We start from the raw sequence: 26,347 nt of genomic DNA, 5'->3' as shown, positions 1-26,347 counted from the left end.
AGATGATTTGCAAAAGTAGGCAATATGCCCAAACGAAAAGACGGGTTGAGCCACTCCGGGAAAAGACTTCCCGGAGAGAAGAAGATGGTGTCGGATCATCGGCGGAATAAGAATCGTTCCAATTCGCGAAACCAGAGGATCAGACTCGTCGCGAGGATGATGAGAATCCAGTCCATCGGAGCAAGGGGCACTACGCGGAACATGCCTCCGCCAAAAGTCGTGATGATGATTTGTCCTATAAGAATCAGCAGGGCGATGAGAACGAAGTTGCGACATTTCCACAGTCGGTGCAGGGCACTCCGTCCTGTCATAAATGCTTTGGCGTTGAACATATTCCAGAACTGGAGGAAAACGAATATGGAGAAGAATGCACTCAGCTCGAAGTCGGAAAGGGCATTCTCCACAGACCGGAAGTCGAAGAGGGCAGCAGCCCACGCACCGAGATGGAAGTCCGTCATGCTATTGAGTTCGGCATGTTTGAAGTATTGGATCAGGCTGAATAGCAGCAGGACGAATCCTCCGCCGAGTCCGAATATTCGTCGAGCCATCGGCGGGTTGATAATGGCATCATCCTGCCGGCGAGGTTGCTCCTTCATCACCCCCTTATCGGGAGGGAGCGAAGCCAAGGCCAAGGCGGCGAAAGTATCCATGATGAGATTGACCCACAGCATTTGCGTTACGGTCAGGGGCGACTCCGTACCCAGAAATGCACCGATCAGAACGATGATACAGGCCACTACGTTGATGGTCATCTGAAAGAGGATGAAACGGCGGATATTCCGGTAGAGCGATCGTCCCCACATAACGGCCTTGGCGATGCTGCTGAAGGAATTGTCCAGAATGGTGATGTCGCTCGCCTCTTTGGCCACGGCAGTGCCATCGCCCATCGAGAGACCCACCTGTGCGCGGTTGAGTGCAGGAGCATCGTTCGTACCGTCGCCCGTCACGGCCACCACTTCGCCGGCTTCCTGTAGCAGGCGTACGAGCCTCTCCTTATCCATCGGACGGGCGCGGGACATGACGCGCAGTTCGCCTATCTGGGGGCGTAGTTCCTCGTCGGTGAGGGCTGCGAAATCCGAACCGATGATCATATTCCGCTCCGTACAGCTTTCGTCCCACAGTCCTATTTGGCGACCGATCTCCCAGGCGGTACCCGGTGTGTCGCCCGTTACTATTTTCACCTGAATGCCGGCCTTCATACAGTCGCTGATCGCTTCGGGAACGTCGGAGCGAATGGGATCGGCTATGCCGACTATACCCATGAAGCGGAGGTCATGCACGTGGAGACGCCCATTGGCAAATACCTGCTCCTCGTCGGAAGACAGCTCCTTGTATGCAAATCCGATGGTACGCATCGCCTTGCTCTGATATTCGGCGAGCTTTCGGGCATAAGAGTCGGCTTTTTCTCTATCGGGCAAGGAGCAGAAGCCGAGCACGATCTCCGGCGCACCTTTGACCCAGAGCACGGGCTTGCCGAGGGAAGCCGATCGGACTACCGTGGCCATGTATTTGCGTTCGGTAGAGAAGGTCAGTTGCAGGAGCACGGGGCAGGCCTCGCGAACGGTCAGATAGTTTATTCCCTTCTCTCGGAGCCATAGTAGCAAGGCTCCTTCGGTGGGGTTGCCGAGGGGACGTATCGCCTTTTCGTCCGAGCAGTCCAGATAGGCTGTGGAGTTGGCGGCCATGGCTTCGGCCAAGAGCGAAGAGTCGGCCTCATGCTCCGGATCGAAGTATGTGTCTGCCACGGTCATGCGGTTTTGCGTCAGGGTTCCCGTCTTGTCCGTGCAGATGACGGTAGCAGCCCCCATGGTCTCGCAGGCATGCATCTTTCGTACCAGATTGTTGGTCTTCATCATACTGCGCATGCTGTAGGCCAGACTCAGCGTCACGCTCATGGGCAGTCCTTCGGGAACGGCTACGACGATGACCGTGACGGCTATCATGATCTTATTGAGGAAGAAGGAGAGGGCATACGCCCAGTCGAAGGGGCTGAATCCGCCGTTGGCAGCGTACATGACGATGCTGCCGATGAGCACCAAGGCTGCTATGCTGTAGCTGACCTTCGTGATCAGGCCGGCCAAATGGTCGAGCTGTCTGTTCAGAGGCGTCTGTACGCTGTCGTCCAGTTGGGCACCCTCGAATACCCGTCCGTATTCCGTGGAGTCGCCCACCTTTTCCACCCTGAAAGTGCAGTGGCCGTCCAGAATGGTCGTGCCTCGGCAGATGTAATCGGAGGGGTAGGTGGCTTCCGTGTCGAAGTCCTGCCGGTCGGTGGTTTTATTTACGACGGGTTCGCCCGTCAGGCTGGATTCGTCGATCTGTAGGGAGATGGCTTCGATGAGTTGCCCATCGGCCGGGATTTGCTCTCCCGTTTCCAGAACGACCAGATCGCCTACGACGATTTCTTTTTTGAGCACCTGACAGATCATGCCGTTGCGATATACCTTATATAATATGTCTTCATTGACCTGATTCAGGATCTCGAACTCTTTTTCGGATTTCATCTCGAAGAAAAAGGCAACTCCCGTGGCCAATACGACGGCGAGCAACACCCCTGCCGGCTCCAAAAAGACGGAGACGCCCTCTCCGCCCGTGAAGTAGTGGTAACAAGCCACGGCAAACGAAAGCACCATGGCCACGAGCAGGATGATGATGATGGGATCTTTGAACTTCTCGAAAAACTTGCTCCAGAGCGATTCGCGCTCGGGGGGAGTCAGTTCGTTCGTGCCGTGGGTGGCTCGGCTGTGTAAGACTTCGGCATCGGACAGTCCCCGATGCGAGGAGGAGGAGAGGGTAGCCTTGTGGGTTTCCTCGGTGGGCATATTCATAGGTGTTGTGTAAAAAGTTTTTCTTGACTCGTATGACGCGAAAAGCAGTATGCGATAATCGGAGACAAATGTACTTTTTCTTTAGCACGATTGCTTGCGTTTGCGGACGATGGCCGAGCGGAACCGTAGGATCAGGAACCGACCTCCGGGAGCTTTCATTCGGATTTTCACTCCCGATCGCAAATGAAAATGGTTGTTTGTCGAGTGGGGAAAGGGCTGTTCGGCGGGAAATCTGCATCTCGTCACCGGAAAACCCCGCCGCAACTTGCGGGAAGCCTTTTTGGCACGACAATGTCGTCCCGCAAGTTGCGGCAAGCTTTTTTGGTGCAACGATGTCGCCCCGCAAGTTGCGGCAAGCTATTTCGGTGCGAATTTGTCATCCCGCAACTTGCGGGGGCAAATTTCGTGTCCGAGATGCAGTTTGTCCGATGGGGAATCTGCATTTCCATGGCCGAGATGCAGATTCCCCACCGAACAATGGCATTTCCGCGGCCGAAACCATCGTTCGTATCTCTCCTTTTTGCGCCTTTGGCCGGATTCATACAAGAACAAACCCCAAACGACCTTTCGGGCGGCCGTTTGGGGTTCGATGTTTATACTCGGTTCTCTGTTACAGGAGGAATCCCTTTCCCCCTTCCTATTGGCAGAGCCTTATTTGTAGTTTATCCAGCGGATGATCTCTTTGATCGATGGTTTCTTGCCGTACATGAGCACGCCCACGCGGTAGATCTTTGCCCCGATCCACGTCATCAATACGAAGCATCCGTACAGCAGGCCGATGCTTAGCAACTCCTGCCACAGCGGAACGTCGTAGGGCAACCGCACCATCATCACGAGGGGGGAGGTGAAGGGGATCAGCGAACACCAGAATGCGAGCGATCCTTCGGGATTGTTCATACTGCCGTAGGCGGCATAGAAGCCGAACATCAGGAGGATCATCACGGGCATCATGAACTGGCTGGTGTCTTCGTCATTCGATACCATCGAGCCGATAACGGCGAAAATGGAGGAGTAGAGCAGGTAGCCGCCGATGAAGAAGATGAGGAACATGACGAACAGCTCTCCGAAGTTGATGCCGCCGATGATGTTCATCACTTCCTTCATCTCGGCGAAGTCCTCTGCGTTCATGGACGAAGCCATACCCGTTATGTCGGAAGCCTGCATCTGACTCAGTGCCTCGGGGCTGTACAGATTGCCGAGGAAGGCAAACTGTGCTACGGTCAGCAGCAGTGCCGTGAGCACTCCCCAGCAGATGAGCTGCGTGAGGCCTACGAGACCGATGCCGATGATTTTGCCCATCATCAGGTCGAACGGCCGTGTAGAGGACACCATCACTTCCATGATCCGGTTCTTCTTCTCTTCCAACACGCCGGCCTGCACCATAGCCGCCAAAGTCATGATCAGGAAGAAGATGACGAACATCATCATCATGCTGATGCCCGAAGCCAATTCGCCCGATGTGCGTTCGTTGGTGCCGTCTTCGCCCCATTTATAGGTATGCACCGATAGCTCTATCTTGCTGTCGGCGAGGATCTGTTTGATGTTGGGGATGTTGTAGGATGCTATCTTTTTGTCGGAGAGATAGTCGGACAGGATCCCTGAGATATGATTACTTACGGATGCCGGCAGTTGCTTGTAGCCGTATATGGCCACGGCCTTGGGATCCTCGAGCAAATCCTGACGGATTTCGAGGACGGCGTCGATGCCCGATTCGTCGGCTCCCATTTTCCTGTATTCCTCGGCAGTCTTCTCGGCACGGATGAATCGGAATTCGTCGTTGTCCTTGAATAGCTGCTCGTATTCCCCCGTGCGGTCGGCGATGGCGATGGTCTTCATGTCGCCTCCGAGCTGTGCCAATACGATCGGCAGAGACACCATACCCACGAACAGGATGGGCATCAGGATCGTCATCACGAGGAAGGATTTCTTCCGGACGCGAATCATGTATTCGCGTTGTATGATAGTGCTAATGTTGTTCATAATGTCAGTGTGTATCGGTTTCTTGTTGTGCTTGGATCGGATTCTCTTCCTCTATGCCGTGGCCTACGGTCTTAATGAATATGTCGTGCATGCTCGGGATCTCTTCGTAGAAGGACACGAGCCGTACCGACTCGGGCAGGTCGCGCACGAGATCGCGGTTGTGCGCCGAGGTTTCCTTGCGCACTCTCAGCTCCGTCATGGAACCCGGCAGCTCCGTTTTCTCCAGTATTTGGATCCGGCCGAGGTAGTCTGCCGGCAGTTCGCCTTCGACTACCATGCGGATGATGCCGAGGCTGTTCTCCCTGCGCACCTCGCGCACGGCTCCGTGGAGCACTACGCGCGATTTGTTGATCAGTGCGAAGTCGTCGCATACTTCTTCCACCGACTGCATGTTGTGCGTCGAGAAGATGACCGTGCGCTCCTTGCTGGCCAGCTCCAGTATCTCACGCTTCAGCAGGTCGGCATTGACCGGGTCGAATCCGCTGAACGGTTCGTCGAATATGAGCAGTTCCGGTTCGTGAATGACGGTGCACACGAACTGCACCTTTTGCTGCATCCCCTTGGACAGCTCTTCCACTTTTTTGTTCCACCAGGGCATGATGTCGAACTTCTCGAACCAGTCGGTGAGTCGCTTGCGCGCTTCGTGCTTGTTCACTCCTTTGAGTTGCGCCAGATAGATGGCCTGCTCGCCCACTTTCATCTTGGGGTACAGCCCTCGCTCTTCGGGCAGATAGCCGATGCGGCGAACATCCTCCGCCTGCATGGGACGGCCGTCGAAGATCACTTCGCCCTCGTCGGGAGCGGTGATGCGGTTGATGATACGTATCAGACTGGTCTTGCCGGCACCGTTAGGGCCGAGCAGACCGAAGACGCGCCCCTTCCGGACGCTTATGCTCACATCGTCCAGCGCAGTATGGGCTGCATACCGCTTGCGAATATGATTGGCTTCTAAAAATGGCATAATTATTGGTTTGATTGAATGATAGTTGTCAGTTCTTCATATGAGGGAATTTCGGGCAGGAATACGTAGCCGCTCTGTTCGTAATCCACCAGACAGGCTGCATGCTGCAATCCGTTGCTCAGCAGCAAGAGCGGTACGCGGAAGATGAAGTTGTAACAGAGGATTTGATCCATCGTCTTCTGAGTCAGCGACACCATCGGAGCCTTGTATTCGCAGAGAACGATCGGCCGCAGATTCGTATCGTAGATGACCGTATCGCAGCGTTTCCTCCGCCGGTCTATTCGTAGCTGTGCTTCGTTGCGGATCAGATCGGCCGGGTATCCCAGCACATCGGTCAGATAGTGGACGAAGTGCTGGCGCACCCACTCCTCCGGCGTCAGAGCCACATAGCGACGCCGAATACTGTCGAAAATGAGCATGGACTCATCTTCTTGGCGAATACGATGTTCGTAAGGGGGGAGGTTTAGCTGAATCATCCTATCTTTGTTTCGCTCGGGAATCTTAGAATTTTCGGAACGAGCGTTACAAATATAGGTCTGTTTTTATGAAAACGAAGCAAGAGATAGTTGAGAACTGGTTGCCGCGATATACGCAGAGGCAGCTCGCCGATTTCGAACCGTACATCCTGCTGACGAACTTTTCGCACTATCTGCATGTCTTCGCCGAGCACTACGGGGTACCTATCGTCGGAGAACATACCTCCATGCCGAATGCTTCGGCCGAAGGTGTCACCCTCATCAACTTCGGCATGGGCAGTGCCAATGCGGCTACCATCATGGACTTGCTCTGGGCTATACACCCCAAGGCTGTGATTTTTCTCGGCAAATGCGGAGGCCTGAAACTGGAAAATGCTTTGGGCGATTACCTCCTGCCCATAGCCGCCATACGCGGCGAGGGTACGTCCAACGACTATTTGCCCGAGGAGGTGCCCTCTCTGCCATCCTTTTCCGTACTGCGAGCCATTTCGTCAGCCATTCAGAACAAAGGCAAGGACTACTGGACAGGTACGGTCTATACCACGAACCGGCGGGTGTGGGAGCACGATGAGAAGTTCAAGGACTATCTGCGCAGTACGCATGCAAGCGGCGTGGATATGGAGACGGCTACGCTCATGACCGTAGGATTTGCCAACAAGATTCCGATGGGAGCCTTGCTTCTGATTTCCGACAGACCTATGTTTCCCGAAGGTGTCAAGACGGAAGAGAGCGATCGGCTCGTGACGGACAACTTCGCCGAAGAGCATCTGATGCTCGGTATCGATGCTCTCGAAATCATTCGGGAGAACAAATCTTCCATCAAGCATATTCGCTTCAACTGGTAACACTTCCCCCTTCCTCTCCATGGCCTCCTATTCCGATATTGTCGATTCCGTACGCAAGCGTCACTTCTCGCCCCTCTATCTGCTGGCCGGCGAAGAACCCTTCTATATAGACGAGCTGACCACTCTGCTGGAGACGTATGTGGTGCCGGCCGATGAGTGGGACTTCAACAGGGTTATCCTCTACGGCGACAAAACTTCCGTAGCCGATATAGCCAACGAAGCGCGCCGTTTCCCGATGATGGGACAGAGGCAGTTGATCGTCGTCCGGGAGGCGCAGTTAGTGGACAATATCGACTCGCTCGAAGCGCATTATGGCACCTTCCCCGATACTACGGTTCTGGTCATCGCCTATAAGAAGAAACCGGATAAGCGAAAGGCTTTCTACTCCAAAGCCGAGAAGTCCGGCCAAGTATTCGTCTCCGAGACCATACCGGACTATAAGATGCCGGACTTCATCCTGTCGGCTGCTGCCGGCAAGAAGCTGACCGTATCGCCCGAAGTGGCACATATGCTGGCCGATTACCTCGGCAATGATCTGGAGAAGCTGATGAATGAGTTGGACAAGCTCGTTCTCATAACACAAGACAGTAGGGGAGTGGTCACGCCCGAGATCGTGGAGCAGCATATCGGAGTGAGCAAATCCTTCAACAACTTCGAACTGCTTCGTGCCATAGTCAATCGCGAAACGAGCAAAGCCTTTCGTATCGCCCACTACTTTGCCCGGAATGAAAAGGAACACCCCATACAGGCCACTCTGCCCGTACTCTTCAACTATTTCAGCAACCTGATGATCGCTTGCTACCTGCCACAGAAAAATCCCGATGCCGTCATGAAAGCATTGTCGATACGCAATTTCCAAGTGCGCGACTATATGACAGGGCTGAAGATGTATTCGACGAGGAAGGTTTTCGACATTATACACGAGATTCGGATGACAGATGCTCGCAGCAAGGGGGTGGATACGACCGCCACGTTTGCCGGTAGCGGCGATTTGCTTCGGGAGCTACTCCATTTCATCTTCCATTGATCCTGCGGTCGGGGATTAAGACCTTTTTCCTTTTGCCAATATCCTACCGATACGAATCCGGAAAACCGTAACAGACGTATTGCACATTAGTTTTATATATTTGTAGGGATTAAATGATTTTCCGGCAGTTATGCGTATGCTGCACATGAGATCAGGCCGAAGAATTGTAGCATCTTTCTTATCCATGCTTATAGTTCTTTTCGGGGCGGGCTTCGAAACGATAGAAGCCTGCTGCAGGTCTTTTTGTCAAGTGCCGACCATATATTTGTCCGATCAGGGATGCATGGAGCATACGGAGTCCGAATCCGCATCGGATTGCTGCCGGACGGCATGTGAATGCTGCGATTCCCATGCTGATAAGTCCGAGTCCGAGGGCGGCTGCACTCCCACGATCGTCCACCACTGTTTAGACCGATACACACCGGCTGTGCGGCATAGTCTCCCACCGGTATTCGTGGCCACATATTCTATTTCAGCCTTGTGCTCCTTTCTCCCTGTTCCGATCGAAGCAACCTCTGCTCCGTTGCTATCAGGCTGTTCGCCACCGCTTCCGGCCAAAGACGGGCGTGCTACGTTAGGGAACTCCTGCATTCTTATTATTTGATTTCCATCCGGCTCTTTCGGCTGCCGGACAGATCTTGTCATACCCCTTTGCTTTCACACAAAGAGTGTATCCGGAATGGACAGCCATTAGTTCCTGACGCCGGACTCTTATATGTGACAAGGAGGCAAATGGGATAGAATCCTAATGACCGCTCTGTTTGTGCGCCGGAATTTTCCTGTTTGCTACTCCCAAAAACGTGGCGTGAGAACTTTTTTGTTTTGGCGCGAGAAGCAAAAAATTTACGCGCCACAACGAAAAAATTCCGGCTCCACTTGTTTCAGGAAACTCAGACCGCAATCACAGAATTTTTGGGACGTATTGCCAAGGTCACGACAGGCAGATCGATCGCACGCTGCTATACGGTTGCGCCCGCACTACCATATCCGATTGCTGCCGAACACCGTAGCTGTTGAATCAAATTTCAGCCCTTTCGAAAAAACGTCTAAAACAGGTCAAACGCGACATACAGTTTTTCTAACACCGAGACTACCATATTATCATTGCAATTATGTAAGTGGTCTCCCAAACGAAATCAATCTCAATGAACAAAAAGTATATCAGAAGATTCTTTTTCTTCCTTCCTCTTTTGCTCCTCTTTGCTATCGGAGTAGGAGCACAGGAGAATTCCAAACTCACCGGACGAGTAGTGGACGATATGAACGAACCCGTCACATTTGCCTCTGTCTTTTGGTTAGGAACGGATACACATACTGCCACGGGGGACGATGGCGGATTTTCCATTCATCGCTCCAAGCTCTCCAACCGTCTGGTCGTGAGCTGTGTCGGCTTCGTGCCGGATACTTTGGACATTGCTCCCGAAGCAAAAGAGGTGGCAGTGATGCTCCGATCCATAGTCATGGATGACGTCAAAGTATTGGGCTATCGGAAAGGACGATCCAGACCCCGACTCAGCATAGAGAACAAAGAACAGATCAATGCCGGCGAACTGATCCGTGCGGCCTGCTGCAATTTGGGGGAAAGTTTTACCACCAATCCGTCCGTGGATGTCTCCACAACGGATGCAGCCACCGGCACGAAACAAATCAGACTTCTCGGACTGAGTGGCAAATACGTACAGATGCAGACGGAGAACTATCCCAACTTTCGAGGTATATCCGCACCTTTCTCTTTGGGTTATATACCGGGTACATGGATAGAAAGCATACAGGTGTCCAAAGGTGCAGCCTCGGTGAAGAACGGGTTTGAGTCCATGACCGGCCAGATCAACGTGGAGTACAAGAAACCGAACACGGATCGCTACTTCGAGGGTAATGCCTATCTGGATCAGGGATTGCGAGGTGAGCTGAACCTCTTGGCGAACTCTCATATAGGAGATCGTTGGAGTACGGCTCTTCTTGCCCATGTGGAAGACCGCTCCCTGGCTCACGATGGCAATGGTGATTCGTTCATCGACATGCCGAAGCAGCGGCAGTACAACTTCATGAACCGATGGACTTACAAGTCCGATCGGCTTATCATCCAAAGCGGACTCCTCTATTTGTACGAGAATCGACGCTCAGGCCAGTACGGACACCATGCCGATGCCCTCTCCTATCCCTATCGGATAGGGATCAAGACGCACCGAGGAGAAGCATTCGGCAAGGTGGCTTATATATTGGAGCGGGAGCATGGTACCAACGTTGCTCTGATCATGAATGCCTCAGGGCAACAGTTGGACGCAAACTATGGTCTGAAGATACTCGATGTAAGGCAGGACAATCTGTATGCCTCGCTCCTGTTCGAAACGCAATTCGATCCTCGACACACCTTTTCATCGGGGCTGAGCTGGCAATACGATCGTTATCGCCTTTCTTCCCAAACGGAGCAGCTTCCGAACATGATACCGACCCAAGACAGGCATTTCGAATCCGTCCCCGGTACTTATGTGCAGTACACCTATACACCCGTCGATAAACTGGTGCTGATGGGTGGTGTCAGAGCCGATTACAGCAGTATGCATGGTTTTTTTGTGACACCGCGCTTCCATATCCGTTACAGTCTCGTGTCGGCTGTTTCCATACGTTTGTCCGCAGGCAAAGGCTATCGCACTCATGGCATCCTCACGGAGAACAACCACCTCCTCGCTTCAGGAAGGAAGATGCTCATTCACCCCGAAACCGACAATCTGCAGGAGGAGTCGTGGAACTACGGTCTCAGTGCCGGATTCGATATTCCGATCTCCGATGGCAAGAAATTGGAGCTGAATGCCGAATACTACTATACGGATTTCGACAAGCGTGTAGTCATAGATATGGACAGGCATCCCCACGAACTCCATTTTTATCCGCTCTCCGGACGCTCTTTCTCCCATACATTTCAGTTCGACGCTTCATACACGCTGTTGCGTGGATTGGATCTGATGGCTGCTTTCAGATACACGGATGTGCGGAATACCATCGGGGACAAATTGGTTACGGAGCCGCTTACCTCACGTTACAAAGGACTGCTTACTGCATCCTACAAGACTCCTCTGCGACTTTGGCAGGGCGATGTCACTCTTTCCCTCAACGGAGACGGACGCATGCCCGATCCGTACACTCTTGCCGATGGGACGCTTTCTTGGGACAAAACTTTCCCATCCTACCCGATGCTCAGCGCACAGATCACACGATTCTTTCCCCGATGGTCGATATATCTCGGTGGTGAGAATCTGACCGACTACCGCCAACCCAACCCTATTATCAGTGCCCACAATCCATGGAGCAAAGAGTTTGACTCTACCATGATATGGGGGCCGACCGAGGGGGTCATGGTATATATGGGTATTCGGTTCGATCTCTTTGATGACTAATCTCGGACTATCAGTATTCACACATAAAAATTCAATCAGTATGAGACACTTTGTTTTCACTCTCCTGCTTTTCCTTGCATATGCAGGAGCGGCATTGGCCAAAGACGTAGTCAGCGTTTACGTATCTCCCACACCTCGCATGCACTGCGAATCGTGCGAAAAGAAAATCCGCAAAGCCCTACAATTCGAAAAGGGAATGAAAGACATCCGATTCGACATCGAGAAGAATGTCATCCTGTTGGTATTCGATCAGGACAAAACCTCCCTCGAAAAATTGGCTGCCAAACTCGAAAAGATCGGTTACAAAATCAAGGTTGTGGAAGAAGCCGAGGCTTCCGATGCGAAAACTTCTCTACATCCGACTGAGGCTTTGAGAGCTTCGCTTTTTCCCGTAGTAATTCGATAACATCGAACCGATAAAACCGAAGAATTTTTCTCGAACCAAAAGTTGCAAAAACTACGAACCGCAGTTCGCTGTACGAACGTAAACTTTGACTAACTTTGCAAAAGCATTTTTTCAAAACATAATCAACAAGAAAATTAGAAATGAAAACTCCTGCAGAACTGAAGTATTCTAAGGATCATGAGTGGGCTCGCCAAGAAGGCGACGTTGTCTTCATCGGTATCACCGACTATGCTCAGGGCGAATTGGGCGAAATCGTCTATGTGGACGTTACTACCGAAGGCGAAACGCTCGAGGCTGATGAGGTTTTCGGATCGATCGAAGCTGTGAAGACTGTTTCCGACCTGATGATGCCTATCGCCGGCGAGGTATTGGAAGTGAACCCTGATCTGGAAGAGCAACCCGAACTCGTAAACAGCGATCCCTACGGTGCCGGTTGGATTATCAAGGTCAAGGCTGCCAATGCTGCCGACTTCGACAACCTTCTGAGTGCTGCCGAATACGAAAAGCTGATAGCTCAATAAATGCAGCCTTTGGTAAGCATCATCATGGGCAGTACTTCCGATCTGCCCATTATGGAGAAAGCCGCCAAAATGCTCAATGAAATGCAGATTCCATTCGAGATGTTGGCACTTTCGGCCCATCGCACTCCGGCTGAAGTAGAGGCTTTCGCTCACGGAGCCAAGGCTCGCGGTATCAAGGTAATTATCGCTGCTGCCGGCATGGCTGCTCATTTGTGTGGCGTGATTGCTTCCATGACGTCTATTCCGGTAATAGGTGTGCCCATCAATGCCACTCTCGATGGAATGGATGCTCTGTTGGCTATCGTTCAGATGCCTCCGGGCATCCCCGTTGCTACAGTGGGGATCAATGCCGCCCAGAATGCAGCTCTTCTGGCCGTCCAGATGATGGCTACCGGCGATGAAGCTCTCTATGCCCGACTGGAGGCCTATAAGGAGTCGCTCAAAGAAAAAGTCGTAAAGGCCAATCGCGAGCTGGCAGAGGTGAAGTACAACTTCAAAACGAATTAAAGCCCTGTCCTGCCCCGTCGGTCTTCGACACAAAAAAGAGATCGGCAGTCTATAGCCGTGGCTTATTTATGAGCCGCTATCGGCTGTAGTCTGCCTTTCTTTTTTCTCTATCATCTTTTCGAAGTAGGGGTGTCGTTCCCGATCGAATCGACAACCCCAAGAATATAGCAAGACTATGCCCGATCTGTTCGGATATAAAAGACGCAAGACCTCCGTAGCCCGAATAGGTGATACGCCTCTCGGTGGAGATTTTCCCATTCGCATACAGTCCATGGCCAATGTGTCCACCATGGACACGCAGGCATCTGTCGATCAGGCTGCCCGAATCATAGATGCAGGGGCTGATTATGTCCGCTTTACGGCTCAGGGTGTACGCGAAGCGGCCAATCTTCGGCATATCCATGCCGGGCTATGCCGTTTGGGCTATCACACACCATTGGTGGCAGATATTCACTTTAATCCTAAAGCCGCGGAAGAAGCTCTGCTGCATGTGGAGAAGGTGCGCATCAATCCGGGCAATTTCGTGGAGATGAAGTCCGGGAGCAATCTGACCGAAGAGGAAGCTTTCGATCTGGGACATAAGGCTGTGAGAGAACGTTTCGGTTCTTTCGTGGAAGATGCCAAACGATTAGGGCGAGCTATCCGCATCGGAGTCAATCACGGCTCTCTGTCCGAACGTATGCTTACGCGCTATGGCGATACAGCCGAAGGCATGGTACAAAGCTGCATGGAGTACCTCGATGTATGCCGCGAACATGAGTTCGACGATGTGGTGATCTCGATGAAAGCATCGAATACTTTGGTTATGACAGCGGCTGTACGCCTTCTTGTGGAACGAATGGATACCGCAGGTATGCACTATCCGCTTCACATCGGTGTCACCGAGGCAGGTGATGGTGAGGATGGGCGGATCAAGAGTGCCGTCGGCATAGGTTCGCTTTTGGCTGATGGCATAGGCGATACCATTCGTGTGTCACTGAGTGAAGATCCGGAGTGTGAGATTCCGGTAGCTCGCAAACTGGTTGCCTATATAGAGAAGCGTAACGGCCACCCGTCGATAGCCGTTTCTCAACCGGATCGTTACGATCGGGACAAACTTCGACGCCAAGAAACACATGCAGTCGGGGGCTTTATCGGGAGTAAGCATATTCCGATTGTCATATCGGACCGCAGGCATGGAGATGATCATTTCGATACCGAACTCTTGCCTGACATCGTACTCCGAGCCGATGGCCGGTATTATCGTGGGGATATGTTGCCGGAAAATATCGTTTTTCGTTCCATCCGGCCGGATGATATGACGGACGAATGTGTACAAACCATTGACGCAAATCCTGATACAGTTATCTTGCTTGAATCCGTAGGTATCAATCCCGTAGCCGAATGGCGTGCAATGCTTCATCGTTTGGAGCTGGCAGGATGTCGATGCCCCGTTATCCTGCACCGCAGGTATGACTGCACCGACTTGGAAGATCTCCAGATTCAAGCATCGGCCGATATGGGGACCATACTCCTCGAAGGGCGAGGCAATGGGATTATGATTACTGCCGACAAGCTGCCTTCGGCCGCTGTGGATCGCCTGGCTTTCGGGATTTTGCAGGCTACAAGGCTACGCATGAGTCGGACGGAATACATCAGCTGCCCGGGCTGTGGCCGTACATTGTACAATTTGCAAGAAACCGTAGCCCGAATAAAAGCTGCAACAGCTCATTTGAAAGAATTGAAGATCGGCATTATGGGCTGTATCGTCAATGGGCCGGGTGAAATGGCGGATGCCGACTATGGCTATGTAGGGGCAGGCCCGGGACGAATCGATCTGTACAAGCAGAAGATGTGCGTTCGTCGTGGTATTCCTCAGGAGCAGGCCGTACAACAGCTTATCGAACTCATCAAAGAAAACGGAGACTGGAAAGAGCGTTAGTTTTTGGGAAGGACTATTTTTCTCAGTCGATCACTTTCCTCTCAAGAGACCCAAGCAATGAAAATCAAAATCATCAATCGCTCGCATCATCCCCTGCCGGCATACGCGACTTCGGCATCTGCCGGTATGGATCTGCGTGCATCCATCGAAGAACCTATTACGCTGTTGCCACTGGAACGCCGTCTCATCCCAACGGGTCTCTTCATCGAACTCCCGATAGGCTATGAAGCACAGATCCGCCCTCGAAGCGGACTGGCTCTCCGACACGGTATTACGCTGGTCAATAGCCCCGGTACCATCGATGCCGATTATCGTGGCGAGATAGGGATCATTATGATCAATCTCTCGAATACTCCTTTTACCATAGCAGATGGCGAACGGATTTGCCAGCTTGTTATCGCCAGACATGAACAGGCCGAATGGGTACTTACAGACGAATTGGCCGATACGGAACGAGGCGCAGGTGGCTTTGGTCATACAGGTAAAGAATAATTATCAATCTCCCCCTTCAACTACCACAGATGCGGATCCATTCTATCATCCTCCTACTGTTTCTTTTGGCTATTTCTCCTGTAGCCGGAAGCACATCCACTGCAGACAGTACGGCATCTAAATTAGACCGATATTTCTATGAGGGTATCCGGCTACGAGAACAGGAGAATTATGCTGCAGCCTTCGACATCTTTCGTTATTGTCATCGGTTGAATCCCAACGATGCAGCTCTGTTATCGGAGTTGGGAAAACTCTATTTTGCCATCGGGCGTCAGGAGGAAGGAACGCGTTATTTGGAGCAAGCCTATCAACTCTATCCCGACAACAAGAACTACGGCAATATATTGGGTGCCGTATACGAACGCCAAGGACGTGCCGATGATGCCGTCAGGCTTTACGAGGAGATGTCCGAACAATTCCCTTCCGAAGATGAACTTCGGTTCAAACTGGCCAATATGTATGTACAAGCCGGAGAGATAGACAAGGCCATATCCATATACAACCGTATGGAGGAGCAAAATGCTGTCAGTGCAGCAGATGCCTCCAACTATGCTGAGATTCGGGCACGTCTCTACCTGATGACCGGTCAGACCAACAAGGCTCTGAACGAACTTCGCCGTCTATGCAATCGCTTTCCGGAAGTAAATGAGTTTAGACTGAAGTATGCCGGTACTCTGCTCGACAGTGAGAAGTACGACGAAGCCTACGAGCAACTGCAACTGATAGCTCGGACGGATTCGACAAGTGGCTTGTATCATTTTGCTATGGCCAGCTATTACTTGGGAACAAACGAAAAAGAAGCAGCCATCAACGAAATGATCAAAGTAGCCGCAGACAAGGATGTGGCACCGGAGCAGAAGCTACCGATCATCCTGCGTTTTATCGGCACTGACACAGACGAAGAGGATGCACCGAAAAAAGAGTACAATATCCTGCTCGAAAAGATACTTGCCAGCCATCCCACAGAAGTGGATGCACGCCTTTTCTATGCCGAACTCTTGGAAATGCAGGGCGATTCTATCCATGCCATGGAGGTTTGCCGACCTATCACGGAATTTGCTCCTAAAGAAGAACGGACATGGAAATTCATGCTGGGCAGAGCTGTTACCGGCCAGAACCATACCGAAGTCCACAGCATATCCGAACAAGCGCGACAGTATTTGCCGGGTGTGTCGCTATTTTACCTCTACGATGCCATTTCCTACTATATAGAGAAAAAAAGTTCGGAAGCCAAGCGCATACTGCAAGAAGCACTGGAGCATATCGATGCAGAGAAGGATCCCAACGGTCTATCGGATATTTATAGCCAATTAGGCGATCTGGCCTATGAAGAAAAAAAGCCCGAAGAAGCCTTTGCAAACTACGAAAAAGCGTTGGAGTTGAACCCACGCAATGTGGGAGTACTCAATAACTATGCGTATTTCTTGGCCAAAGAAGGCGGTGATCTGGCTAAAGCCGAAAGAATGGCAGCCCAATGCGTCAAGCTGGTGCCGGACAATGCGGTCTCACTCGACACTTACGGTTGGGTATTCTTTCTAAGAGAAAATTATACGTTGGCCAAACTCTACATAGAAAAAGCCTTAGGACTGACCGCAGACAACCCCGATGCCGATGTCGTAGAGCACCATGGCGATGTCCTCTATATGCTCGGAGAGAAGGAGGAAGCTTTGCAGGAATGGAAGCGGGCTAAAGAGATCGGTGGAGGAGGCAGTCCTATGCTGGACAAGAAAATAGAACAAGGAATATATATCCCTGAAAAGAAGAAATGATGCTCAGGAAGAAGTTTGGCCCCGTTGGGCTTGCATTTATCGTTGTTGTCTTTTTTGTGTCGTTGCTTGTCGCAGGGTGCAGTTCCGCCCACACATTCGGCTCTATATCCGGTGCCGGCAGCGATATGGAAGTCAGTAGTCCTGCCGCTCTTTTTGCTAACATACAAGAGCACTATCCTCGACAGGACAGATTCAGTGCGACGGGTAAAGCTGTTCTCCGATTCGATCAAAAGGAGGTGAATACACGTATCGAGTTTACTCTCGTTCGCAATCGCGGTATCCGCCTTGTCGCTATGCCTTTTCCGTTGGTTGTAGCCGGACGAGCGTGGATCACGCCCGAAGGACTGACCGTAACGGATGCCATTAACAAACGTTACGTGACGGCCTCCTATTCGCAGCTTAGCGAACTTACCGGTATAGAGCTTTCTTATCGTGCCTTCGAATCGCTTTTCCTCGCACAGCTCTTCAAGGCTGATGGCACATCCGTAGTGGCATCCGATCTTTTGCTTTCGACCGGTGCTCAAAAAGGGCAATTGCTCTCCTATCAAGACCATCGACGGATGGAATACATATCCGAGATCGGCAGCAACGGACGCCCCCTCTCCATGAGTATATACGACCCGTCCACCCTCTACCGACTTATTACTACCTATTCATCTTTCCGAGAGTATGGTGCCGAGAAGAACCTGCCTGCAAAACTCCTTTTGCAAGTGCTTCATTTGGGACAGGTCAAAGGCTCTCTTGCTCTCGACCTGCCTAAAATGAGATTCACAGATATCGATGAAACAGATGTAATCCCTCGCGTCAACACATCCACTTATGGCAGGATGACGCTGGAAGATCTGTCCGAGCTTTTCTAATCCATTTACACATGAAGTCTTCAATCCGCTTTTTTCTCTGTAGCACCTTTCTCTTCAGTGCATTTCTCTTGCCTGTTTTCGGACAGAAATCCAAGCAGGTACAGCAACTTGAAAAACAACGAAAAGAAACACTGAAAGCCATCGAAAAAACCGATCGCGAACTGCAAACGACCAAGAAAGACAAGCAAGACAAACAAAAACACCTTAACCTCCTGAACAAACAGGTTGCGCAGCGCAAGCAGGTAGTGCAACTCTTGGATAGCGAGGTAAAAGGGCTACAGTCGGATATAGACTCTATGACAGGTGTATGCCATCGGCTTTCCGTGGAGGAGAAGGCCCGATCCGATGAATATGCCCATGCTCTACAGTCTATGCAAAAGCGGAAACGCTCGTTGGATCGTATTCTTTTCATCTCATCTGCCAAAAGCTTCGATGAGGGAATGCGACGAATGCGTTTTCTGGAGCAATACGCTTCCGCATACAAGCAAGCCTCTGTCCGTCTTCGCGATACACGCAGCAAGCTGGAGTCCGAACGTGCGACCGTAGAAGAGGCCAAGAAGGAAAAAGGACGTCTCTTGGTGATCAGAGAAGAGGAAAAAAAGAAGCTCGAAGGACAGCAAGCAGAGCAACGCCGGCAGGTGCAGGCCTTGGGTGCCAAACAAAAAGATTTGGAATCCCGGCTAAGAAAGCAAAAGAAGCAGGCTGAAGCTCTGAACAGGAAGATCGAGAAACAGATTGCTAAGGAGATAGAAGCTGCCGAACGCCGTGCACGTGAGGAGCGTGAGCGATTGGCTCGCGAAGCCAAAGCCAAGGGTAAGCCAGTTCCAGCCGAACCGGAACGAAAGGCTGAAACCAAAGGCGGCTATGCCATGGATGCCTCCGAACGCGCGCTCTCAGGCAGCTTTGCTCAGAACAAAGGTCGCCTGCCCGGCCCCGTTCGCGGTAAATACCGAATCGTAAGCGACTTCGGAGTGCATCAGCACAGCGAACTGAAAAAAGTTCAGGTTAATAACGGCGGTATTGACATCGCTGTAGCAACAGGATCCGATGCCACCAGCGTATTCGATGGTGTGGTATCCAGCGTATTCGTGATACCCGGTTATAATTCGGCAGTAATGGTACGTCATGGTAACTATATCACGGTTTATGCCAATCTGAGTAAGGTATACGTAAGTGCCGGCACTCGCGTAAAAACGGGTCAGGCTCTCGGACGTGCCTATACAGATCCCTCCAACAACCAGACTATTATCCACTTCGAAATCTGGAAAGAACGCAGCAAACAAAACCCAAGACTATGGTTACGATAGCTATTCCCAACGACTATAATGCCCCATTCCGAGATCTTCCTTGGATCCCGAAAGTAGCTGCTACGATCGGCACATTCGATGGTGTACACTTCGGGCATCGCTTTCTTCTCGATCAGCTCAAAAAGATGGCGACAGAGAAGCATCTGCCTACTATGGTAATAACCTTCGATGTCCCCCCCATATCAGTGGTTCGCCCGGGAACTCCCTACCAGAAGCTGACGACAATAGGCGAAAAACTCCTCAGACTCGAAGCGGAAGGAGTAGACTATACGGTGGTACTGCCTTTTACACCCGAATTAGTGGCGATGACAGCCGACACTTTCATTACAACTGTCCTGCACAAACGACTCCATGTAAAAGCCCTGCTCGTCGGCTATGACCACCGATTCGGACATGGACGCATATCCGGTCTGGAAGAATACAAGCGGATAGCTACACCATTGGGCATTACGGTAAAGAAGGCTTCACAGGCCCAGATAGGTGGAGTGCCGGCCAGTTCGAGTGCCGTGCGCCAATCCCTGATGGACAATAATCTTGCTTTGGCCAATCAGCTATTGGGATATGACTACATACTGACAGGGAAAGTGGAGCATGGCTTTAGGATCGGGCGCGAACTGGGCTTTCCGACGGCTAATCTGACCGTAAGCGACAGCCACAAGCTGATCCCCTGCGATGGGGTCTATGCCGTCAGAGCCATTGTAAGCGGTGAGCGATACAATGGTATGCTGTATATAGGCCGCAGGCCTACGCTAAACAACGGCGACCAGCGAACGATCGAAGTCAATCTCTTCGACTTTGATAAAACCATCTACGGCTCCCAGATTCGAGTGGAGTTCGTGACCTTCATCAGAGGAGATATGAAGCTCGATAGCCTGGAAGCTCTTCGCCAACAAATACAAGCCGACTACGGCCGGATCTCAGCTCTCTTCGAGTCCGAGCAATCCGAGTACTCTGAGTAATCAGAATACTCTGAGTACTCAGAGAATAAGCTCCTACAAATTCTTTAGTAGCGTGTCCGCAGGGGGGATGTGCAGGCTCTGACGGGAATCTTCTACCGCTTGCCATTCGGGCGCGAACCGAACCTTATTGTCTACCTTGAAGTGTTCGCTCCCATGGCGATCTATACGATCGAGGATGAAGCCCACAGTTATCTTTTCCGGATCCACCGCCGGACTAAAGAACTCCGCCTTGGGGTCGTGCATATAATTCACCTCCATTATAGCTCCGATGGAGAGCAAGCGGTGTATGGCTTCGGATACAAGCCGAATCGGGGCCTTGCTCTCATCTGCAAGCGAGTCCGCAGTATGCGGGCGGCGCTCGTCCGACAAGAATCGCTTCACGATCAGTGTAGCTACGACGATAGTCAGGAAGTCGATGTAGCGGCGTGAAACATTGGTCGTATCCCGCTCAAAAGCAAATTTCCGAACATTCTGAATAGAGAAGCTGAGCTGTGCACCAAACAAAACAATGGTCCAAGAGAGCTGTATCCAAAGAAGCAAAAGAGGTACTGCTGCGAAGCTACCGTATATGGCATTATACTTCGAGATCCAAAGGATACCGCTGATATAAAGAGCTTGGAATATCTGGAAAACGATACCGGCCAGCACTCCCGAAATAAATGCCGGCCAAAACCGGACGTTCACTGTGGGTAATACGATATACGTACCGGTAAAAAGTAGAACGATAATCACGTAAGGTATCAAATTCAGGATCAACTCCAGCATAGGGCCGAATAGGATGTATTCGCTGAAGTATGTTCCCTTGATTGTAGTCATCATTAGAGTAAGACCACTGGATGCCGTGATCAGGATTGGCAACAGGAAAAAAGCTCCCATATAATCGATTACCCTTCGCTTCCATGTACGTCTTTTATTGGTTTGCCAAATATCGGTAAAGGTATCTTCCACTGTGGCTATCAATGAAAAGACGGTGTAGAGCAGCACGATAAGACCTATACCGACGAAGACGCCACCTTGCACTTGCGCCAGATAGTTGTCCACATAACCCAAAGCCTGATCCAATTCCTGTCCATGACCGGGCAGATATTCTTTGAGCCAATCATGTACTACCTGCTGAATGCCAAAACCCTTGGCAATACCGATCAGGACAGCAAGCATCGGGACGATAGAAAGAATCGTACGATAGGTGAGAGCAGACGCCTGTGTAGCCAGATCATTCTGGATAAAGTAACGAACTGTGAGGAAAACGGATTTGAAAGAATTGATCATCAAGCGACTTGGCCCCGATACCTCTTCGTCCGTAATGCGCCACATATCTCTGGTGACAAAAAGAATCATTCGGTTTATCCGGATAGACCACCGCTTGAAAAATCCCTTATCGTTCTTTTTCTCTTTTTCGTCAATGCTCTCTTTCATAATAAATAACGGGTTGAATCCATTCTTGGTAAATCCATACTGGTAGGCCGAATCTTCCGATTCGGTGCCGGCTTGGAAGAGAGAGAAAAAGCAGCAGATCTGTAAGCCGGGTTCTGTACTCACGGCCACACGTAGCCGGAGCGTCTGTCATTTATCTTGGCCGTGCGTCACCGCACGGCTCCAGCGATCTACCCCCCGGCATCGGGCGAGCTACCCTACATGCGCCGGTATACATGATCTTACAACCCGTCAGACGTACGGCATGCAGCGTCACCGCTGCACCCGGTGGGCTCTTACCCCAACCTTCTCACCCTTACCCTCTCTGCCCAGTCGGTGCCGAAGCACAAACCGATAGCAGAAAGATGGCGGTCATTCTCTTCTACGTACCTCTACCCTCACGAGTAGCTTCCTGTTAGGAAGGACGGTGCTCTGCGTTGCCCGGACGTTCCTCCCACTCTCGAAAGAGTGAGCGACAGACCGATCTGCTGCTTATCTTTTCTTTCGTCTTCTATATCTTATCTGTGTGCCACCTCTACGACCTTAGTCGGATCGAGATGTTCATTGCGATAGTGCACTTGCTCCACCACTCGGGCAGCCAATTCGCGGAAAGCGATTCCCGTCATCGAATCGTCCCGAACAGCAACGGGTATACCTTCGTCTCCACTTTGGCATATACCCTGCACCAGCGGAATCTGTCCGAGCAAAGGAATGTTCAGCTCCTCAGCCAAATTCTTACCGCCATCACGCCCGAAGATGTAGTATCTGTTCTGTGGCAGTTCGGCCGGTGTGAACCACGACATGTTTTCCACCAAACCGAGTACCGGCACATTGATCTTCTCTCCCACAAACATACTGATTCCTTTCCGAGCATCTGCCAAGGCTACGTCCTGCGGTGTCGTCACGACAACGGCTCCGGTAATAGCCAGTGTCTGCACCAGTGTCAGGTGTATGTCGCTCGTCCCCGGGGGCATGTCAATGAGGAAGTAGTCCAATTCACCCCAATTAGCGTCGCGGATAAGCTGCGTCAGGGCATTGCCTGCCATACTTCCGCGCCAGAGAACAGCATCGTTCGGATCCACGAAGAATCCGATAGAGAGGATCTTCACGCCCATCACCTCTTCGGGAACGATCAATTCGCGCCCATCCACTTCTTCGAGTACGGGACGTGCCTCTTCGCAATGGAACATCTTAGGCATAGACGGGCCGAATATGTCGGCATCCAAAAGTCCTACCCGATAGCCGGCTTTGGCCAGAGAGACGGCCAGATTAGCCGTAACGGTACTCTTTCCGACACCGCCTTTGCCCGAAAATACGGCAATGATATTCTTCACGCCCGGCAAAAGTTTGGCAGGAGGTGCAGGTATTGCCTGTTTGCTCTTGACAGAGATATTGCCTTTGATGTCGATGTCTTCGCTGATATACGTCAGGATGGCTGACTCAGCTGCTTTGACCACGGATTTGATGAATGGATCATTCGCTTTGTCGAATATGAGCGAAAACGATACCTTATTGCCATCGATCCTTATATCGTCCTCCACCATTCCGGCCGAAACCAAATCTTTTCCTGTCCCCGGATAGCGAACTTTGCCAAGGGCTTCGAGGATAAGATTGGGATATAATGTTACATATGCCATATTCTGAATAGGTTTATTTATTCGGAAGGAACTGCCTGACTTCTTCTGGAGCGATTGTAGCTGCGGTAGCTGTCAGGTTCGATTTCAATATCGGGTTCCCGATACTCGCAGAGAGGCTCTCCCAAGCCAAAGCTGATGTACTTGATCGTCAGACCTCGTTCCAGCCACTGTTGTTCGTAATAAGTTCGGATACCGAGGATTTCATTCTCTACGCATCCTTTGCCGTACAGATCATCCGTTATCTCGTGTACGGGCAGGTCGTTGAGCTCTACCAACGCCTTCGTATAGGTATAGAGGAAAGGACTATCCGTTTTCAGATGGATACGCCCCCCCTTTTCGAGTACCTTGTCATAGAGCGAGAGGAACCGCGTTCCGGTCAGTCGCTTGCCTACTTTCTTCATCTGCGGATCAGGGAAGGTGATCCATATTTCGGCCACCTCTTCCTCGGCAAAGAAGCGATCCAAAAGCTCTATATCCGTCCGAAGGAAAGCTACGTTGGGCATCCCTTCTTGAAGAGACTCTTTGGCACCGGCCCACATGCGGGCACCTTTGATGTCGATGCCGATAAAGTTTTTCTCCGCATACCGTTTGCCCAGACCTACCGTATATTCTCCTCTACCGCAGCCCAGCTCCAAGACAATAGGGTGATCGTTGTGGAAAAAATCCGTGTGCCAACGCCCTTTTAGCGGAAAACCACCCTCCTGTTGCTGCAAGACGGCAAAAGGATACTGGAAGACGTGAGGGAACGTCTCCATGTCGGCAAATTTGGCCAGCTTGTTCTTACTCATGCCCAATGTAGAGTATCAGTCCTCTTCGAAGAGATTGATACTCTCGCAGTATTCGAGTTCGCCCTGTACGACAAAGCGTATCTCATCGGCAGAGAAGTGGCCTACCTCATCCCGTGCGGCATTCTTGACAACGTACTCCACGAGTTCGTCTTCGTCCACCTCCACTGTTTCCTCGCTGTCCTCGGTCATATCCATGAAACCGCGACTCTCGTAGAAATCGTAAATCAGATCGACGATGTAAACAATGTCGTCATCGGTCAGTTTCTCTTTCAATTCCTGTGGAATGAAATTGCGAATAAAAGCCACGGATGCCGCATCGTCGTACATTTGGATTTCTTCTGCCATAGGTATTTCTGTATTTTAGTGGATTCTTTGTTTACTGATGTCCGGCCCCTGACGGATCAATAGGCACGGGCGAAGAGCACACGTTGGGGCGAGGGCTTACCCGTCACCATACATTTGCCCGGAGTCATGTCCCCATCCATCGGGATGCAGCGAATGGTAGCTTTCGTTTCGGCTTTGATTCGTTCTTCCGTTTCGGAGGTCCCATCCCAGTGAGCAAGGATAAATCCGCCATCTTCGATCTTTTCTTTGAACTCTTCGTAGCTGTCCACCGTGATTGTATTTTCTTTGCGATAGTTCAGAGCCTTTTGGAAGATATTTTTCTGAATATCATCGAGTAGGGTAGCGACTGTTTCTTCTATACCATCCAGTCCGACTGTCTCCTTCGTCAGAGTATCGCGACGGGCTATTTCGATCGTGTTGTTTTCCAAGTCGCGTGCCCCCATAGCCAAGCGAACGGGTACGCCTTTCAGCTCGTATTCGGCAAACTTCCACCCCGGCTTCTTATTGTCGCTGTTGTCGTATTTCACCGATATGCCTTTGGCTCGCAGAGCCTGAATAATCTGATTGGCTTTCTCATCGATCTGAGCCAACTGCTCCTCATTGCGGTATATCGGTACGATAACCACCTGATAAGGTGCCAATTTCGGAGGAAGTACCAAACCGTTGTCGTCCGAATGGGACATGATAAGAGCACCCATCAGACGGGTAGATACGCCCCATGACGTAGCCCAGACGAAATCGCGATTGCCATCCTTATCGGCAAAAGTCACATTGAAAGCCTTGGCAAAATTCTGCCCGAGGAAGTGGGATGTACCACTCTGCAATGCCTTGCCATCCTGCATCAACGCCTCTATCGTATAGGTGTCCACAGCACCGGCAAAGCGTTCGTTGGCGGATTTCACACCCTTGACTACGGGCATGGCCATGTATTCTTCGGCAAAAGTGGCATAAACTTCCAGCATCCGTCTGGCTTCTTCTTCGGCTTCCTCTTTTGTAGCATGAGCCGTATGACCTTCCTGCCAAAGGAATTCGGCAGTCCGGAGGAAAAGGCGTGTACGCATTTCCCATCGAACCACATTGGCCCACTGATTGCAGAGGATGGGCAGATCGCGGTGGCTTTGTATCCAGTTCTTATATGTATTCCAAATGATGGTCTCCGATGTCGGACGAACGATCAGCTCCTCTTCCAACTTGGCCTGCGGATCCACTACTACGCCGTCTCCATCGGGATTGGCTTTGAGTCGATAGTGAGTTACCACGGCGCATTCCTTGGCAAAGCCTTCCACATGTTCTGCTTCACGGCTCAGGAAGCTCTTCGGGATGAAAAGTGGGAAGTAGGCATTGACGTGTCCCGTTTCCTTGAACATATCGTCCAACTGCCTTTGCATTTTCTCCCATATAGCATAGCCATAAGGCTTGATAACCATACAGCCACGTACGGCCGAATTTTCTGCCAGATCGGCTTTGATAACCAAGTCTTGATACCACTGCGAATAGCTTTCGCTCCGCGATGTCAGCTCTTTCAGTTCTTTTGCCATTTTTTCAATGATAGTATATTCAGATATTTTTCAGTGTCGCAAAGGTAGTAATATCATAGCAGAAAACCCCGTGAAACGAAGTGCGGATTACGAAAAGGATACTTGCAACTATTAGAGGAAAGGGTATTAGGAAGAGGATTGAAGGTAAGTAAATGGAAATGAGGGAGATTTGCACCATATCTCTATGGTTTGCATAGAAGGGGTAATCTGTCTTGTCTTCCGCAATATCCCTAAATGCGATAGGGCGTTTGTCGTCATTTACAATGAATAAATCAACCAATTTCAGTGCTCTACGACCATGAGGAATAAGATGTCGAATATTTTGCTCCGTCAGAAAATGATGAGTTGCTCGAACAGCCCCTCCCATACCTT

The 26,347-nt window shown here is 51.1% G+C and carries 24 protein-coding genes and 1 other RNA gene; 13 read left to right on the top strand and 12 right to left on the bottom strand.

Translation table 11 applies throughout. The annotated features are described in order from the left end of the window. Positions 1–95: 95 nt before the first annotated feature. From HQ50_RS04480 to HQ50_RS04465, 4 genes are all read right to left on the bottom strand, one after another. Complete coding sequence (locus tag HQ50_RS04480; RefSeq protein ID WP_039428515.1) at positions 96–2,828, bottom strand: calcium-translocating P-type ATPase, PMCA-type; 2,733 nt, start codon at positions 2,826–2,828, stop codon at positions 96–98. 651 nt (positions 2,829–3,479) lie between these two features. After that, positions 3,480–4,808 (bottom strand): ABC transporter permease, encoded by a 1,329-nt coding sequence (locus HQ50_RS04475; RefSeq protein ID WP_039428512.1) that lies wholly within the window; start codon positions 4,806–4,808, stop codon positions 3,480–3,482. Between the two features lie 4 nt (positions 4,809–4,812). Next, on the bottom strand, positions 4,813–5,769 hold the full coding sequence (locus HQ50_RS04470; RefSeq protein ID WP_039428508.1) for an ABC transporter ATP-binding protein: 957 nt from the start codon (positions 5,767–5,769) through the stop codon (positions 4,813–4,815). 2 nt (positions 5,770–5,771) lie between these two features. Beyond that, on the bottom strand, positions 5,772–6,245 hold the full coding sequence (locus HQ50_RS04465; protein ID WP_018964600.1) for a type I restriction enzyme HsdR N-terminal domain-containing protein: 474 nt from the start codon (positions 6,243–6,245) through the stop codon (positions 5,772–5,774). Positions 6,246–6,313: 68 nt separating this feature from the next. Here HQ50_RS04465 and HQ50_RS04460 point away from each other — a divergent pair, with 68 nt between their 5' ends. Continuing rightward, positions 6,314–7,090: an AMP nucleosidase gene (locus tag HQ50_RS04460; RefSeq protein WP_018964601.1), complete on the top strand. Its 777-nt coding sequence runs from the start codon at positions 6,314–6,316 to the stop codon at positions 7,088–7,090. 19 nt (positions 7,091–7,109) lie between these two features. Continuing rightward, positions 7,110–8,117, top strand: a complete 1,008-nt coding sequence (gene holA, locus HQ50_RS04455) for a DNA polymerase III subunit delta (protein WP_039428506.1) — start codon at positions 7,110–7,112, stop codon at positions 8,115–8,117. Positions 8,118–8,390: 273 nt separating this feature from the next. On the opposite strand, the gene HQ50_RS04450 is transcribed toward holA, so the two are convergent. Beyond that, positions 8,391–8,762, bottom strand: a complete 372-nt coding sequence (locus tag HQ50_RS04450) for a hypothetical protein (protein ID WP_039428502.1) — start codon at positions 8,760–8,762, stop codon at positions 8,391–8,393. Next, complete coding sequence (locus HQ50_RS12095; RefSeq protein ID WP_152566862.1) at positions 8,759–8,971, bottom strand: DUF1661 domain-containing protein; 213 nt, start codon at positions 8,969–8,971, stop codon at positions 8,759–8,761. Before HQ50_RS12095 ends, HQ50_RS04450 begins: the two co-directional genes overlap by 4 nt. Here HQ50_RS12095 and HQ50_RS10665 point away from each other — a divergent pair. From HQ50_RS10665 to ribF, 11 genes are all read left to right on the top strand, one after another. Further along, positions 8,901–9,134 carry a DUF1661 domain-containing protein gene (locus HQ50_RS10665; RefSeq protein WP_081960045.1) on the top strand — a complete coding sequence of 78 codons (234 nt, stop codon included), beginning with the start codon at positions 8,901–8,903 and terminating at the stop codon, positions 9,132–9,134. The two genes, HQ50_RS12095 and HQ50_RS10665, sit on opposite strands and share 71 nt — an antisense overlap. Before the next feature lie 128 nt (positions 9,135–9,262). Further along, positions 9,263–11,512: a TonB-dependent receptor domain-containing protein gene (locus HQ50_RS04445; protein WP_081960044.1), complete on the top strand. Its 2,250-nt coding sequence runs from the start codon at positions 9,263–9,265 to the stop codon at positions 11,510–11,512. 40 nt (positions 11,513–11,552) lie between these two features. Continuing rightward, entirely contained in the window at positions 11,553–11,918 is a 366-nt protein-coding gene (locus HQ50_RS04440) for a heavy-metal-associated domain-containing protein (protein WP_052074893.1), read from the top strand. A gap of 140 nt (positions 11,919–12,058) precedes the next feature. Further along, positions 12,059–12,439 carry a glycine cleavage system protein GcvH gene (gcvH, locus tag HQ50_RS04435; protein ID WP_004584176.1) on the top strand — a complete coding sequence of 127 codons (381 nt, stop codon included), beginning with the start codon at positions 12,059–12,061 and terminating at the stop codon, positions 12,437–12,439. Next, on the top strand, positions 12,440–12,946 hold the full coding sequence (gene purE, locus HQ50_RS04430; protein WP_039428499.1) for a 5-(carboxyamino)imidazole ribonucleotide mutase: 507 nt from the start codon (positions 12,440–12,442) through the stop codon (positions 12,944–12,946). A 175-nt stretch (positions 12,947–13,121) separates the two neighbouring features. Next, entirely contained in the window at positions 13,122–14,867 is a 1,746-nt protein-coding gene (gene ispG, locus HQ50_RS04425) for a (E)-4-hydroxy-3-methylbut-2-enyl-diphosphate synthase (protein WP_039428496.1), read from the top strand. 57 nt (positions 14,868–14,924) lie between these two features. Beyond that, entirely contained in the window at positions 14,925–15,359 is a 435-nt protein-coding gene (dut, locus tag HQ50_RS04420) for a dUTP diphosphatase (protein ID WP_039425186.1), read from the top strand. Positions 15,360–15,388: 29 nt separating this feature from the next. Continuing rightward, entirely contained in the window at positions 15,389–17,128 is a 1,740-nt protein-coding gene (locus tag HQ50_RS04415; protein ID WP_039428493.1) for a tetratricopeptide repeat protein, read from the top strand. Beyond that, entirely contained in the window at positions 17,125–17,988 is an 864-nt protein-coding gene (locus tag HQ50_RS04410) for a DUF4292 domain-containing protein (protein ID WP_230587286.1), read from the top strand. The genes HQ50_RS04415 and HQ50_RS04410 overlap by 4 nt, the downstream gene beginning before the upstream one ends. Before the next feature lie 11 nt (positions 17,989–17,999). Further along, a complete protein-coding gene (locus tag HQ50_RS04405; RefSeq protein WP_039417877.1) occupies positions 18,000–19,295 on the top strand; it encodes a murein hydrolase activator EnvC in 1,296 nt (431 codons plus the stop codon). Further along, positions 19,283–20,254, top strand: a complete 972-nt coding sequence (ribF, locus tag HQ50_RS04400; RefSeq protein ID WP_052074892.1) for a riboflavin biosynthesis protein RibF — start codon at positions 19,283–19,285, stop codon at positions 20,252–20,254. The genes HQ50_RS04405 and ribF overlap by 13 nt, the downstream gene beginning before the upstream one ends. A gap of 33 nt (positions 20,255–20,287) precedes the next feature. Here ribF and HQ50_RS04395 read toward each other — a convergent pair whose 3' ends face one another. The 6 genes from HQ50_RS04395 to proS all read right to left on the bottom strand — a co-directional run bounded on the left by HQ50_RS04395 (position 20,288) and on the right by proS (position 25,975). Continuing rightward, positions 20,288–21,670 (bottom strand): YihY/virulence factor BrkB family protein, encoded by a 1,383-nt coding sequence (locus tag HQ50_RS04395; protein WP_039428673.1) that lies wholly within the window; start codon positions 21,668–21,670, stop codon positions 20,288–20,290. 86 nt (positions 21,671–21,756) lie between these two features. Then, positions 21,757–22,159, bottom strand: an RNA gene (gene rnpB, locus HQ50_RS10365) — RNase P RNA component class A. A 26-nt stretch (positions 22,160–22,185) separates the two neighbouring features. Further along, entirely contained in the window at positions 22,186–23,304 is a 1,119-nt protein-coding gene (locus HQ50_RS04390) for an Mrp/NBP35 family ATP-binding protein (RefSeq protein WP_039428491.1), read from the bottom strand. Between the two features lie 17 nt (positions 23,305–23,321). Continuing rightward, complete coding sequence (gene trmB, locus HQ50_RS04385) at positions 23,322–24,092, bottom strand: tRNA (guanosine(46)-N7)-methyltransferase TrmB (protein ID WP_039417875.1); 771 nt, start codon at positions 24,090–24,092, stop codon at positions 23,322–23,324. A gap of 15 nt (positions 24,093–24,107) precedes the next feature. Continuing rightward, positions 24,108–24,437 carry a hypothetical protein gene (locus tag HQ50_RS04380; RefSeq protein ID WP_039428488.1) on the bottom strand — a complete coding sequence of 110 codons (330 nt, stop codon included), beginning with the start codon at positions 24,435–24,437 and terminating at the stop codon, positions 24,108–24,110. Positions 24,438–24,493: 56 nt separating this feature from the next. Further along, positions 24,494–25,975 (bottom strand): proline--tRNA ligase, encoded by a 1,482-nt coding sequence (gene proS / locus HQ50_RS04375; protein ID WP_039428485.1) that lies wholly within the window; start codon positions 25,973–25,975, stop codon positions 24,494–24,496. Positions 25,976–26,347 lie beyond the last annotated feature (372 nt).

Source organism: Porphyromonas sp. COT-052 OH4946 (assembly GCF_000765965.1).
Lineage (GTDB): Bacteria > Bacteroidota > Bacteroidia > Bacteroidales > Porphyromonadaceae > Porphyromonas > Porphyromonas gulae.
This window is presented reverse-complemented; position numbering and strand designations above follow the sequence as displayed.

What these genes read in the sequence shown, in the direction of transcription:
- HQ50_RS04445 (WP_081960044.1), top strand. Translation starts at nt 9,263, where the DNA reads ATGAACAAAAAGTATATCAGAAGATTCTTTTTCTTCCTTCCTCTTTTG.
- HQ50_RS04480 (WP_039428515.1), bottom strand. Translation starts at nt 2,828, where the DNA reads ATGAATATGCCCACCGAGGAAACCCACAAGGCTACCCTCTCCTCCTCC.
- holA (WP_039428506.1), top strand. Translation starts at nt 7,110, where the DNA reads ATGGCCTCCTATTCCGATATTGTCGATTCCGTACGCAAGCGTCACTTC.
- HQ50_RS04465 (WP_018964600.1), bottom strand. Translation starts at nt 6,245, where the DNA reads ATGATTCAGCTAAACCTCCCCCCTTACGAACATCGTATTCGCCAAGAA.
- purE (WP_039428499.1), top strand. Translation starts at nt 12,440, where the DNA reads ATGCAGCCTTTGGTAAGCATCATCATGGGCAGTACTTCCGATCTGCCC.
- HQ50_RS04470 (WP_039428508.1), bottom strand. Translation starts at nt 5,769, where the DNA reads ATGCCATTTTTAGAAGCCAATCATATTCGCAAGCGGTATGCAGCCCAT.
- HQ50_RS04390 (WP_039428491.1), bottom strand. Translation starts at nt 23,304, where the DNA reads ATGGCATATGTAACATTATATCCCAATCTTATCCTCGAAGCCCTTGGC.
- proS (WP_039428485.1), bottom strand. Translation starts at nt 25,975, where the DNA reads ATGGCAAAAGAACTGAAAGAGCTGACATCGCGGAGCGAAAGCTATTCG.
- HQ50_RS04380 (WP_039428488.1), bottom strand. Translation starts at nt 24,437, where the DNA reads ATGGCAGAAGAAATCCAAATGTACGACGATGCGGCATCCGTGGCTTTT.
- HQ50_RS04395 (WP_039428673.1), bottom strand. Translation starts at nt 21,670, where the DNA reads ATGAAAGAGAGCATTGACGAAAAAGAGAAAAAGAACGATAAGGGATTT.
- gcvH (WP_004584176.1), top strand. Translation starts at nt 12,059, where the DNA reads ATGAAAACTCCTGCAGAACTGAAGTATTCTAAGGATCATGAGTGGGCT.
- HQ50_RS04415 (WP_039428493.1), top strand. Translation starts at nt 15,389, where the DNA reads ATGCGGATCCATTCTATCATCCTCCTACTGTTTCTTTTGGCTATTTCT.
- ribF (WP_052074892.1), top strand. Translation starts at nt 19,283, where the DNA reads ATGGTTACGATAGCTATTCCCAACGACTATAATGCCCCATTCCGAGAT.
- HQ50_RS04460 (WP_018964601.1), top strand. Translation starts at nt 6,314, where the DNA reads ATGAAAACGAAGCAAGAGATAGTTGAGAACTGGTTGCCGCGATATACG.
- HQ50_RS04440 (WP_052074893.1), top strand. Translation starts at nt 11,553, where the DNA reads ATGAGACACTTTGTTTTCACTCTCCTGCTTTTCCTTGCATATGCAGGA.
- HQ50_RS04475 (WP_039428512.1), bottom strand. Translation starts at nt 4,808, where the DNA reads ATGAACAACATTAGCACTATCATACAACGCGAATACATGATTCGCGTC.
- ispG (WP_039428496.1), top strand. Translation starts at nt 13,122, where the DNA reads ATGCCCGATCTGTTCGGATATAAAAGACGCAAGACCTCCGTAGCCCGA.
- dut (WP_039425186.1), top strand. Translation starts at nt 14,925, where the DNA reads ATGAAAATCAAAATCATCAATCGCTCGCATCATCCCCTGCCGGCATAC.
- trmB (WP_039417875.1), bottom strand. Translation starts at nt 24,092, where the DNA reads ATGAGTAAGAACAAGCTGGCCAAATTTGCCGACATGGAGACGTTCCCT.
- HQ50_RS04410 (WP_230587286.1), top strand. Translation starts at nt 17,125, where the DNA reads ATGATGCTCAGGAAGAAGTTTGGCCCCGTTGGGCTTGCATTTATCGTT.
- HQ50_RS04405 (WP_039417877.1), top strand. Translation starts at nt 18,000, where the DNA reads ATGAAGTCTTCAATCCGCTTTTTTCTCTGTAGCACCTTTCTCTTCAGT.
- HQ50_RS04450 (WP_039428502.1), bottom strand. Translation starts at nt 8,762, where the DNA reads ATGACAAGATCTGTCCGGCAGCCGAAAGAGCCGGATGGAAATCAAATA.